Raw genomic sequence first — 11,603 nt, 5'->3', positions numbered from 1 at the left:
GTCGGGTCAGACCTCCTGGTTGGGGGTGCTGGGAGTTTCACCCTGCTGCCGGGTCTCGCCGGCTTTGGGCTGCGATGCCAGGGCCTTGAGGATGCTTGGGTCGCGCAGGACCTCGGCCAACAGATTTTCCGCGCCGCTCTTGCCATCCATGTAGCTGAGCAGGTTGTTGAGCTGGGTGCGGGCTTCGAGCAGGTGGCGCAAGGGCTCGACCTTGTCGGCGATCGCACCGGGGCTGAATTCGTCGATGCTGTCGAAGCTCATGTCGACAGGCAGTTCGCCTTCCCCGGTAAGCGTGTTGGGTACCGTGAATGCCACTCGTGGTTTTACGGCCTTCATGCGTTCATCGAAATTGTCGATGTCGATCTCGAGGAACTTGCGTTCGGCAACCGGCGGCAGAGGTTCGGCGGGTTTTCCGGACAGATCGGCCATGACGCCCATGACGAAAGGCAATTGCACCTTCTTGTCCGAGCCGTACAACTCGACGTCGTATTCGATCTGGACGCGCGGTGCGCGATTGCGGGCAATGAATTTCTGGCCACTTTTGCCCTTCGGTACGTCGTTTCGGGTTGCCAATTCAGGACTCCTTGCTTGGTCAGGTGGATGGATCGGGGTGCGGATGTTTCAAGTCAGGTGGAGATTTGTTCGCCTGCGATCTGTCTGAGCTGGCCGAGCCCGTCGGGGGTCAGCTCGGAGATGATTTCCGCAAAACTGAGGCCTTCGAGCTTTTCGATGCGCTGGATCAGGAGCGGCGCAGGATGGGAAGGTTCGTTGTGTTCGAAGTACTGGCGGGCAAGCGCCAAGGCGCGGAATGCATCGCGTCGGTTGGCCACGGCGTCGGGCAGGACCGGGGCAGGCAAGCCGGCCTGACGGACTGCCGGGTACGTGCTCTGCCGCGAGGCTGGTTCCGCGTCGGCGTCGTGCGGCTGCGAGCCGGCGACCATGCCTTGGATTGGGGGAGTGGCCAGATCGGCGAGCCGGTCCAGAAGATCCCCGCAAGCCGTCGAATTCTGGCCAGTACTCGGCCTCCAGCCTGCTTTTCCAGAGTGACTCGATCTTTTGCAATAGTGTGGCGGCTTCGCTCAGCGATGCGAACGTTTCCGCATTACGTTCGCGTTCGTCGGCGATCAGGCGGGCCAGTTGCTCGGGTGTGGTGACCACTGCAGCGTTGCCGACGGTACGTCCTTTGATGATGTTCTCCGCATCACCGACATGCAGGACGCCCACGCGGCTCTCCAGCAGGCGAGCTTGCCTGACTGCACTGAGGCAGCCGTGGGGCGCGTACAAGTAGGACAGGGCGTTCGTCCTCATCAAGGGGTCGTACTCGCCATCCAGCGTGAGTGCCGGATGCAGTGCCTCCCAGTGCGCCGAGAGCCAATCGAGAATCAGCGCCAAGCCGTCGGCAAGGCCGCGCAAGCCATGGATCTGGGTGGCCGCATGCGTCAAGACGACCGCGATTCTCAGGTCGCGGGTCTCGTCTGCGAGCGCCATGCCGGATTTCAGAACACTGCGCCAGTCGGGCGCCTGAGCAGGAATGATGGCGTCACCGAGTTGCTGTTCTTCCTTGCCTTTTGCACTCGTCATGAAGTCGAGGAAGCGCGGCGCGTATTCGAGGTCAGGCCCGCATGGACCGCCTGCAAGCGTCGGTGATTCGGCCATCAAGGTGGAGAACAAGGATGGTGCTGATGGCATTTATTCTTGATCTTCAAGGCATTAGGGGGCGATGGATTGCTTGATGAGTGTTACCTACAGAGGTTATGCTTGTCAAGTATGCTATATTTTGCATCTTGCTGAAGTCATTGCATGAATTGTCAGGGGCATGTTTTTTCATGGTGCGTGCTTGTGTGATGGCGGGGTGGGTGGGCTTGGCCGCTGCTTTGTCGGTGGGTGGCTGCTCGTTGCCGGCCAGGCAGGAATTGCCTGTTCCCGTGGAGATCTCGATTGCAGCCTCGGAATCGCTCAACCCGACCGAACAAGGGCGTCCGTCGCCCGTGCTCCTGAGGATCTATGAGCTCTCGGGGCGAACTTTTTCCAGTCGGCCGATTTCTTCACCCTGTTGGGCGAGATGGAGAGTGCACGGCACGCGGAGGTGATCGAGATACACGAGTTCGTGCTGATGCCTGGCGAGGTCCGGGTGATGCGCCGCCGTACCGAACTGGGGACCCAGTTCTTGGGCGTGGCTGCTGCCTACCGCGACCTGCAGGGGAGTTCGTGGCGCTCGCTGGCTTCGGTGCCGCCGCCGCATCGCGCGGGGCGTTTGTGGTCTTCCGAGACTTCACCGGAGCGGCGATATCGCGTCGTCGTGGGTGAAAGAAGCGTTGCAATTGACGAAGTGGGGCGATGAAGTGCCGAACGTTGAGCGTCGAGACCGCATGCAGGCGGGCTGTGGGGAATTTGCATGAGCGGTGAGCGCAAGGTTGTCTGGTCGGAGGGCATGTTCCTGCGGCCTCAGCATTTCCAGCAGCAGGAGCGTTATCTCGAATCATTCGTCCAGCGGCGGATCGCCTACGCGGATGAGCTGTGTTGGGGCTTTCATTCGCTCGAGTTCGACGAGGATGCGTTTTCGCTTGGCAGCGTGGTGCTCAAGTCGACGCGGGGTGTGATGCCGGATGGCACGCCGTTTTCGATTCCTGGAGACTGCCCCGGCGGGCTGTCGCTGGATGTGCCGGCCGAGGCTAGAGATGCCTTGGTGTGCTTGGCGCTGCCGACGCCGCGAAGCGGTTTGAATAGCGTCATCTTCGAGGAAGACCGGCGGAGTGCGGCGCGCTGGATCAGCACCGCGGAAGAGGTGCGGGACGTCAATGCGATCGGTTCGGTCCCGGCGGAAGTGCAATTGGGGGAACTGCGGCTGCGTTTGTTTCTGCAGCAGGACGTGCCTGCCGGCTGGCGTTCGCTCGGTGTCGTGAGGGTGAGGGAACGTCAGGCGAATCAACGCCTGATCCTGGATGGCGGTTATGTTCCGCCGGTGCTTTCCTGCAAGGGGAGCGTCGTGCTCAGCGGCTACTTGCGCGAGCTCGCGGGTTTGCTGGGGCAGCGTGCCGATGCGTTGGTCGAGCGAATGTCCGGCGGTGGACGCGGAGGCGTGTCGGATGTTGCGGATTTTCTGCTGCTCAAACTGGTAAACCACTGGTTGCCGGTGTTGCAGCATCTGGAGCATCGCCAGGTTGTCCATCCCGAACGGCTGTATTCCGAGCTGTTGGCGCTGGTCGGCGAACTGGCGGTATTCTCGAGCCATCGGCGAGCCAAGGTGTATCCGCCCTATCAGCATGATGACCTGCAGGCGACGTTCGCTCCGGTCATGATCGATCTCAGACAGGCACTGACGGTCGTAATGAACCAGGCGGCCATCCGCATCGACCTCGAAGAGCGCAAGTATGGCATTCGCATGGCGATGGTGCCCGACCGACAATTGCTGCGGACCGCATCCTTCGTGCTGGCCGCCCAGTCCAATCTGTCGCCTGAACAGTTGCAATCCCAGTTCCCGACCCAGGTCAAGATCGGGCCAGTCGAGAAAATCCGTGATCTGGTGAATCTGCACCTGCCCGGCGTCAAACTCAAACCCCTGCCGGTTGCGCCGCGCGAGCTGCCGTATCACGCGGGGTATCAGTATTTCGAGCTGGATAGTCACCATGAGCTGTGGCACGAGATGGATCGCAGTGCGGGCGTCGCGATCCACATCGCCGGGGATTTCCCTCAGCTTGAACTCGAGTGCTGGGCGATCAGACGATGAATCAGGGATCAGGGGTAAATGCCATGTCGGGACACATGGCGGGATTCGATCTGCTTGCGGGTTTGAACGGTGAGGCTGGCGGGCAGGCGGACGGTGCGCGGGTGCCGCCGAAGAAGGAGGCTCTGCAGCCCTTGCCGTCCTGCAGCGACAACCCGCTCGTCAAGGCCGCGACACGGCTGCTGAATCTGATTCCGCGCATTCGTATGACGAGCGCGATCGGTGACCCGGCGGATCTGCGCAGTTCGTTGATCGACGAGATCCGTTTTTTTGAAGAGCAGGCCCTCGCGGCGAACGTGTCGCGCGATGAAATCGTCGGGGCTCGCTATTGCCTGTACCGCGCTCGATGAGGCTGCGGGGCAGACGCCGTGGGGTGGCAACGGCGTGTGGGCACGCCACAGCCTGTTGGTGACCTTCCACAATGAAACCTGGGGAGGTGAAAAGTATTATCAACTGCTTGCGCGGTTGGCGCAGTATCCGGAGCGCCATCGTCAACTGATCGAACTGCTGTATTACTGCAACATGCTCGGTTTCGAGGGCAAGTTCCGCATCGCCGAGAACGGCCATGCCCAGTTGGAGATTCTCAAGCGGCGCATCGCGACATTGCTCAATACCGCGCGTAGCGGCTACGAAGGGCGGTTGTCGTCACACTGGCGAGGCGAGGAGACCAAGCGCGAGGCCTGGCGAATGATTCCGCCCTGGGTGGTGGCGGCTTCCTGCGCGCTGATTGCCTTTGCGATCTACGTTTCGCTGAGCTTTTCGCTGGGACCGGAGTCCGACAAGGTCTTCCGTCGCCTGGTGTCGCTCGAGCCGCCCAGCCCGGTGGTCGTCGAACAGAGGCCTCGTCCGGTGGAGCCGCGCCTGCGGCGCTTCCTCGAGCCCGAGATGCGTGCCGGGCTGCTGGAAGTGCGCGATCTTTCCGATCGAAGCATCATCGTCCTGAAGGGCGATGGCTTGTTCGATTCGGGTAGTGCCGAAATCCGTGCAAATTACCTTGGCGTGCTCAACCGTATCGCGCATGGCCTCGATGAAATCGACGGTAGCGTGGTGGTAACCGGTTATACCGACAGCGTGCCGATGCGTAGTGCGCGCTTCCCCTCGAACTGGCATCTTTCGGAAGCACGTGCGCGTGCCGTTGCCGCGTTGGTGTCGGGACAGATGCAGCGCCATGACCGTGTGCGGGCCGAAGGACGGGGAGAAGCGGAGCCGGTGGCCGGGAACGATACCGCCGAAGGGCGGGCACGCAACAGGCGTGTCGAGATTACGCTGATGCTGTCCGGGGACGAAATCCTGCGTCAGTTGAATCCGTCGGCAGCTCGGCAGACGAGGGAGGTCCGGCAATGATCTCGTCCTTCCTGCGGCGTGTGATGGACACGCTGTTTTCGCGTGCCTTCTGGGTTTGTGTCGGCTTTCTGATCATCGCCGTGCTGATCTGGTTCGTCGGGCCGCTGTTCGCGATCGGCGACAGCAGGCCGCTGGTGTCGGTCGGCGCGAGGCTGTGGACGATTGCTGCACTGGCGGTTTTTCTGCTGGTGCGTGCGTTGTGGCGCCGCTGGCGCCGTGGCTCGGCCAATGCCGGGGTAACGGAGCGCCTGCGTGAGCTGCTGCAGACGAACTCGCGTGGCGGCGAAACCGAAGAGGTCAAACTGCTGCGCTCGCGCTTCGGCGAAGCGCTCGAAATACTGCGCCGTGCGCGTTTCGGCACGGGCGCGCGCGGCCTGACGAGGCTGTTTTCGAGAGGCCGCTATCTCTACGAGCTGCCGTGGTACATCATCATCGGTGCGCCGGGCGCGGGCAAGACGACCGCGCTGCTGAATTCCGGGCTGGATTTCCCGTTGGCGAAGTCGCTTGGCAAGGGCGCAGTCAAAGGAGTTGGCGGCACGCGGAATTGCGACTGGTGGTTCACCAATCAGGCGGTGCTGATCGACACCGCCGGCCGCTATACCACCCACGACAGCGACGCCGAAGGAGACCGTGCGGAATGGCGCGGCTTCATGGGGCTGTTGCGCAAGAGCCGCAGCCTGCAGCCGATCAACGGCGTGCTGCTGACGGTCTCCGTCACCGAACTGCTCGACAGCACTCCCGAAGAGCGCCGCCGCCATGCCGAAACCCTGCGCCACCGGCTCGATGAATTGCGGGAGGATCTGGGGGTCCGTTTCCCGGTTTATCTGCTGATCAACAAGTGCGACTTGCTGTCCGGCTTCGACGAGTACTTCGCATCGCTCGACCGTGCCGGACGGGAGCAAGTATGGGGTTTCACTCTGCCTTGGACGCCTGATGGCGGAAACGGTTATGCCGACGATGGGGTCGAGCGCGAACTGGCGCTGCTGCGTCAGCGCATCCATGCCGGGCTCCCGGATGTCCTGTTGTCCGAGCCGGAGCTGGCGCGACGCGCGCTGATCCATTCCTTTCCGCAGCAATTCGCTTTGCTGTGCGAGGCCTTGCGGGAAGTCGGCGCGCAGTTGTTTGCCGATTCGCGCTTTTCTTCCGCGCCCTTGCTGCGGGGCATGTACTTCACCAGCGCGACGCAGGAGGGCACGCCGCTCGATCGCGTCATCCGCGCGATGGATGCACCGCAAGGGGTACGCGCACCTGCGCTGCAGCGCGGCACCGCGAAAAGCTATTTCCTCAACGAGTTGCTGGCCAAGGTCGTGTTTGCCGAGGCGCATCTGGTCGGGCACAACAGCAGTGCGGATCGGCGTGTCCGCATGCTGCATCTGGCTGCTTACGCAGTGAGCGCGCTGTTGCTCGTAGGCGGGGTGACTGCCTGGGTGACCAGCTATCGCAACAACGAGACCTATCTGACCGAGGTCGACGGCAAGGTGGATCGGCTGGCGCGCAAGCTGGATGAACTGCCGCCGATGGTCGATGGAAATGTATACCCCCTGCTCGCGCCGCTGACCGAAGCGGAAACCGTGTCGGACAGCGTGCATTTCCGTGCGGCCGATCCAATGCGGGCATGGACTTTCGGGCTGTATCAGGGCGACAAGCTGATGGCGGGATCGCGGCCTCTTTACGAGAATCTGCTGCGCACCCGGCTCGCGCCGGCGATCGAGGCTCGTCTGGAGTGGCTGCTGCGGACCGTGGCGGTGGAGGATCTGGAATTTTCGTATGAGATTCTGAAGGCCTATCTGATGCTGCACGAACGGGCGCGTTTCGATGGAGAGGCGTTCAAGGCTTTCGTACTGGCCGACTGGGACTACAACATGCCGGCTGGCGCGGCACGCCAGGAGCGCGATGCACTCGAGCGCCACACCGAGGCGCTGATCGGGATCGGCGGCATGCAGGCGTCCAAGCCGGTCGATAACACCCTGGTGGATGCGACCCGTGCCAGGTTGACGCAGTTTTCGTTTGCACAGCGCACGTACCGCAGACTGGTGAGGGCGCTCGAGCATAACAACCTGCCGGATTTTTCCATCGGTGCCGTCGTCGGCCCGAGTGCGCCGGCCGTCTTCAAGCGCTCGAGTGGTCAGCCGCTCACGGATGGCGTCAGCGCCTTGTATACCTATCGCGGCTATCACGAGCTGTTCGCGCCGGAAGTGGATAACGTCGTGCGGTATGTCGGGCGTGATGACTCCTGGGTGCTGGGCAGCTCCGACGTTTCGGCGCGCGAGCAGGCCCAGGCGATTGCAACCGGCGAACTGGCGCTGGAAGTCAAGCGGCTGTACATGCGGGACTACGTGGCGGCGTGGGAGCGATTCATCGACGATATCGACCTGATTGCGCCGCGTTCGCTGGCGGAGGCGGCCGAACTGGTCAAGGGCTTGTCGTCGGTGGATTCGCCGCTGGCAAGGCTGATGAAGGCGGTGGTCGAGGAGACGACCTTGCTGAAGTCCGCGCCGGGTGGCAACGCGAATGATGCATCGCTGCTGGAGCGGGTGAGGCGTTCGGCTCGTGCGACACAGGACGATGTGACGCGGATGATCGGACCCAGCGCCTTGCCTAGCCGCCTCGGTCCGGACGAGAAACCGGAACTGATCGTGGATCGGAGATTCGAGGCTCTGCGGCGTTCGGTTGGCAGTGGTGAAAGCGGTGCTCCGCTGGCGGGCACGCTGCAGTCGCTGTCGGAATTGCATCTGCTGCTGAGTTCGGTCGAGGCGGCTCGCGCAGGCGGGTATCCGCCGCCTTCCAGCGACTTGCCTGCGCGCCTGAAGGCGGAGGCCGGCCGTCTGCCGTCGCCGAGCAGGCGCCTGCTCGAAACGCTGGCTACCACGGGCGGCACGCTGGTGGCGCGGGAGGCGCGAGCGGCCAAGAGTGTGCAGATGGTCGGTACGGTCACCCGAGCGTGCCGGGAAACGATCGAAGGCCGCTATCCCTTCAGGCCCGGTGCAACGCGAGAAGTGGCGAGCGAGGATTTCGCGAGGATGTTCGGTCCGGGCGGTATCGCCGACAGTTACTTCCAGCGGGAACTGGCTGCGGTGGTGGATACTTCGGCGAGTCCGTGGCGCTTGATCCCGGGAGCACGTGGCGGACTTGGGGACGGTGGCGTTCTGGGACAGTTCGAGCGTGCGGCGGTGATCAAGGATGTGTTCTTCCGCAGCGGCGGCGGGGCCCCAGCGGTTACGGTGCTGATCAAACCCCTCGAAATGGATGCCACGATCACCCAGATGCAGCTCGACATCGATGGCCAGGTGGTCCGTTACCAGCATGGCCCGCAGGTTGGCCATACGGTGCGCTGGCCGGGTACTCGCGGCAGCGGGCAGGTCCGCTTGTCACTGGAGCCGGCGCTGGGCGCAGGCACCGATGGCCTGGTGCTGGAAGGGCCGTGGGCACTGCATCGCTTGTTCGACAAGGCGCGTATCGCGCCGGGCAACAGCCCGGAGCGTTTCCAAGCAACGCTGGACGTTGGCGGACGCAAGGTGAGCTTCGAGGTGGTGGCCGGCAGCGTGAAGAATCCCTTCGCGCTCAAGGAAATGAGGGAGTTTGCATGTCCCGCGGGTCTGTGAGCCGATATGGAACGGCGGCACCGGTGGGGGAAGCGTGATGGACGAGCGCTTTCTGGATTACTACAACCGCGAGCTTGCCTACCTGCGGGAGCTGGGAGGCGAGTTCGCGGTTGCGTTTCCGAAAGTGGCCGGTCGCCTCGGCATGCAGGGCGAGACGGTGGCGGATCCTTATGTGGAACGCCTGGTGGAGAGCTTCGCTTTCCTCGCCGCCCGGATTCACGTCAAGATCGATGCCGAATTCCCGCGCTTTTCGCAGCGTCTGCTCGAAGTCGTCTATCCGCACTATCTGGCGCCGACTCCCGCCATGGCGATCGCCTGCCTCGATGGTGCAGGCCTGGATGGCGGCAGTGCCGATGGCGGTGCCGGAAGACTGCCGCGCGGCACGCGCATGACGTCCAATGCCGTGGCGGGCGGACGGACGGAATGCAGCTTCGTGACGGCGCACGACATTGATGTGTGGCCGCTGGAAATTCTGGAAGTGCGAACCGATCTGCCGGGAGATCGATTGCCGCTCGGCGCCCTGGCCGGAAAGAAGGCAGTCAAGGGTGTGCTGCGCATCCGCTTGAGGTTCACCCGTCCCGAGGCCGCGCTCGGGCCCTTGCCGGATCGCCTGTGCTTCCATATCGCGGCTGACGAGCCTGATGCGGGCCTGCTCTACGAGGCTGTGCTGGGGCACGGGATCGGGGCGGTGATCAGCGAGCTTGACGGTAGTGGGGCCCAACTGCTCGCTGCACCGGACACCTTGCGCGCCGAGGGCTTCGATGCAGCACAAGCCTTGCTGCCGACGGATGCACGCGTGTTCCAGGGCTACCGCTTGTTGCACGAGTACTTCGCATTTCCGGCGCGCTACCTGTTCTTCAGCATAGGCGGTGTTGGTACGGTGCTGTCGTGCCTTGAAGCGGAGAGCTTCGAAATCGCCATTCTGCTCGATTGCGATCCTGCGGCGGTCGCTCCAGTGGTGGGCAATCGCTGCCTGCTGCTCAATTGTGTGCCGATCATCAACCTCTTTCCGTCTTCCGGCAAACGCTTGCCGGTGGATCCGGGGGCGCTCGAGCATCACATCGTGCCGGATCGAACCCGTCCGCTGGACTATGAGGTTTATCAGGTGTTCGGCATCGATGGCTTTGATCGCAGCAACAACGCCGTGCGCTCCTTTTCGCCGTTCTACAAGCACGTTGGTGAAACGACTCGCGCTTCGGAGGCCTTCTTTTCGGCACGCCGTGAGCCGCGCCGACTTTCGGAAGTTGGTGGGAGAGATGGCGGCCGCTCGGGTTATCGCGGCTCGGAGGTATTCGTGTCGCTGGTGGATACACGCGAGGCACCCTGGCCCGAGCATGTCGAGCAGATTGCCGTCGATATGCTGCTGACGAACCGGGATCTGCCGTTGTTTCTGCCTTCGGGCGCCTCCTTGCGTGTCGATACCCGCCTGCCGCTGCGCGGCGCCACGATCGTGAAAGGGCCATCCCGTCCCCGCCCACAGGTTGCCGAGCGGGAGATGACGTGGCGGCTGATCAGCCATCTTTCGATCAACTACCTTGCGCTGCGGGACATGGATGCTGGCAGTGGCGCGGCATTGTTGCGTGAATTGCTCGGCTTGTACGCCGCGCTGGCCGATCCGGTGGTGGCACGGCATGCGGAATCCATCGTTGCAACCCATGCCCGCGCGGTGAACCGCCGCCTGCCGGTCGCCGGCCCGCTGGTTTTCGGGCGTGGGGTCGCGGTGGACGTGACGGTCGACGAGCGGCCTTTTGCTGGCGGGAGCCCCTATTTGTTCGGTGCCGTGCTCGAGCAGTTCCTGTCGCGTCATGTTTCGATGAACATGTTCTGCGAGTTGAACCTGCACAGCACCACGCGCGGCAAGCTGGCCGCCTGGCCGCCGCGCTGGGGAGGGCGCCCGGATGCGTGATGCGACTGTCGTACCGCTGCGCGAATTGCTCGAAGGATCGCCCTGGGAGGTCGATTGGTTCAACGCCCTGCGCTGGTTCGAGGCCAGGAACCCGCAGGCTCCACGCCTGGGCAGGGCGATGCGCGCGAGTGAGGAGGTGCTGCGGGTCAGCCAGCCGCCGTCGATGCGCTTTGCGCCTGCCGCGCTGGCAAGCTACGACGAGGATCGTTGCGGGCGCCCGCGCCTGGGTCAATTGGGCTTCGGCCTTTTCGGCCCGAACGGCCCCTTACCCTTGCACCTGACCGAGTATGTGCATAACGCGGTGCATATCGACAAGGACGAGGGGCTTCAGGCCTTCTTCGATATTTTCCAGCATCGCGCGGCGCTGCTGTTTTATCGGGCATGGTCCAGCGCACAGGCGGCCACCAGCCTGGATCGCCCTGACGACGACGCCTTCAGCCGCTACATCGGTAGTCTCACTGGTTATGGCGAGGTGTGCAACGAGGGACTGGATCGCGTGCCGGGTCATGCGCGACACCATATGGCGGGCCATCTGGTACGGCTGACACGCAACCCTGAGGGCCTGACCGCGATCCTGGCCAGTTTCTTCGGCTGGACGTTCCGAATCGAAGAGTGGGTCATGAACTGGCTGGAGCTGTCGCCGGAGGATCGCAGCGAGCTGGGCGGCCATGGAGATGCATCGCGCCTCGGCGTCGGCGCGGTGTGCGGCGTCGCGGTGCCGGACCGTCTTCATCGTTTCCGCATTCATGCGGGGCCGCTGGATCTCACCACTTATGAACGTTTCCTACCGGGGGGTGACTGGCACGGCGTACTGCGTGACTGGGTCAGGAATTACACCGGGTTCGAACTGGCCTGGGATGTCCGCCTGATTCTGCGTGCCGACCAGGTTCCTGCCGTGCAACTGGGTGGGCAGTCCCGCCTGGGCTGGACGAGCTGGCTCGGCACGTCGGCGCAGGCGGTGGATCGTGGCGACCTGATCCTGGACTGCGAGCTGCAGTCGGCCAACCCACACCATTCTCAAGCATGA

8 protein-coding genes and 3 pseudogenes are annotated in these 11,603 nt (G+C 63.3%); 8 read left to right on the top strand and 3 right to left on the bottom strand.

What is annotated here, in order from left to right; genetic code table 11:
• Positions 1 to 6: 6 nt before the first annotated feature.
• The 3 genes and pseudogenes from tssB to AAFL97_RS24750 all read right to left on the bottom strand — a co-directional run.
• Complete coding sequence (tssB, locus tag AAFL97_RS17400) at positions 7 to 573, bottom strand: type VI secretion system contractile sheath small subunit (protein ID WP_341645969.1); 567 nt, start codon at positions 571 to 573, stop codon at positions 7 to 9.
• Between the two features lie 53 nt (positions 574 to 626).
• Positions 627 to 941: a hypothetical protein gene (locus tag AAFL97_RS17395; RefSeq protein WP_341645968.1), complete on the bottom strand. Its 315-nt coding sequence runs from the start codon at positions 939 to 941 to the stop codon at positions 627 to 629.
• A gap of 400 nt (positions 942 to 1,341) precedes the next feature.
• Positions 1,342 to 1,581: pseudogene (locus tag AAFL97_RS24750) on the bottom strand (type VI secretion system ImpA family N-terminal domain-containing protein); the annotation flags it as partial.
• A gap of 173 nt (positions 1,582 to 1,754) precedes the next feature.
• Here AAFL97_RS24750 and tssJ (AAFL97_RS24745) point away from each other — a divergent pair.
• The 8 genes and pseudogenes from tssJ (AAFL97_RS24745) to tssG all read left to right on the top strand — a co-directional run bounded on the left by tssJ (AAFL97_RS24745) (position 1,755) and on the right by tssG (position 11,603).
• Positions 1,755 to 2,090 carry a type VI secretion system lipoprotein TssJ gene (tssJ, locus tag AAFL97_RS24745; RefSeq protein ID WP_445954504.1) on the top strand — a complete coding sequence of 112 codons (336 nt, stop codon included), beginning with the start codon at positions 1,755 to 1,757 and terminating at the stop codon, positions 2,088 to 2,090.
• Positions 2,036 to 2,341: pseudogene (gene tssJ, locus AAFL97_RS17385) on the top strand (type VI secretion system lipoprotein TssJ); the annotation flags it as partial. The gene tssJ (AAFL97_RS24745) and the pseudogene tssJ (AAFL97_RS17385), both read left to right, overlap by 55 nt.
• 54 nt (positions 2,342 to 2,395) lie before the next feature.
• On the top strand, positions 2,396 to 3,727 hold the full coding sequence (gene tssK, locus AAFL97_RS17380; RefSeq protein ID WP_341645966.1) for a type VI secretion system baseplate subunit TssK: 1,332 nt from the start codon (positions 2,396 to 2,398) through the stop codon (positions 3,725 to 3,727).
• A pseudogene (gene icmH, locus AAFL97_RS24740) lies at positions 3,724 to 4,450 on the top strand (type IVB secretion system protein IcmH/DotU); the annotation flags it as partial. The gene tssK and the pseudogene icmH, both read left to right, overlap by 4 nt.
• Complete coding sequence (gene tssL / locus AAFL97_RS24735) at positions 4,427 to 5,068, top strand: type VI secretion system protein TssL, long form (RefSeq protein ID WP_445954544.1); 642 nt, start codon at positions 4,427 to 4,429, stop codon at positions 5,066 to 5,068. The pseudogene icmH and the gene tssL, both read left to right, overlap by 24 nt.
• A 23-nt stretch (positions 5,069 to 5,091) precedes the next feature.
• Positions 5,092 to 8,670, top strand: a complete 3,579-nt coding sequence (tssM, locus tag AAFL97_RS17365) for a type VI secretion system membrane subunit TssM (RefSeq protein WP_341647191.1) — start codon at positions 5,092 to 5,094, stop codon at positions 8,668 to 8,670.
• Positions 8,671 to 8,707: 37 nt separating this feature from the next.
• The gene (gene tssF, locus AAFL97_RS17360) at positions 8,708 to 10,576 is read left to right on the top strand and encodes a type VI secretion system baseplate subunit TssF (RefSeq protein ID WP_341645963.1); all 1,869 of its coding nucleotides are present in this window, start codon (positions 8,708 to 8,710) and stop codon (positions 10,574 to 10,576) included.
• Complete coding sequence (gene tssG / locus AAFL97_RS17355) at positions 10,569 to 11,603, top strand: type VI secretion system baseplate subunit TssG (RefSeq protein ID WP_341645962.1); 1,035 nt, start codon at positions 10,569 to 10,571, stop codon at positions 11,601 to 11,603. The genes tssF and tssG overlap by 8 nt, the downstream gene beginning before the upstream one ends.

The sequence above is a fragment of the Thauera sp. SDU_THAU2 genome (genome assembly GCF_038260575.1).
Lineage (GTDB): Bacteria > Pseudomonadota > Gammaproteobacteria > Burkholderiales > Rhodocyclaceae > Thauera.
This window is presented reverse-complemented; position numbering and strand designations above follow the sequence as displayed.

Bases quoted from the DNA above. Each gene is read 5' to 3' on its own strand.
- tssK (WP_341645966.1), top strand. From the start codon at position 2,396: ATGAGCGGTGAGCGCAAGGTTGTCTGGTCGGAGGGCATGTTCCTGCGG.
- tssM (WP_341647191.1), top strand. From the start codon at position 5,092: ATGGACACGCTGTTTTCGCGTGCCTTCTGGGTTTGTGTCGGCTTTCTG.
- AAFL97_RS17395 (WP_341645968.1), bottom strand. From the start codon at position 941: ATGGTCGCCGGCTCGCAGCCGCACGACGCCGACGCGGAACCAGCCTCG.
- tssF (WP_341645963.1), top strand. From the start codon at position 8,708: ATGGACGAGCGCTTTCTGGATTACTACAACCGCGAGCTTGCCTACCTG.
- tssJ (WP_445954504.1), top strand. From the start codon at position 1,755: ATGCTTGTCAAGTATGCTATATTTTGCATCTTGCTGAAGTCATTGCAT.
- tssG (WP_341645962.1), top strand. From the start codon at position 10,569: ATGCGTGATGCGACTGTCGTACCGCTGCGCGAATTGCTCGAAGGATCG.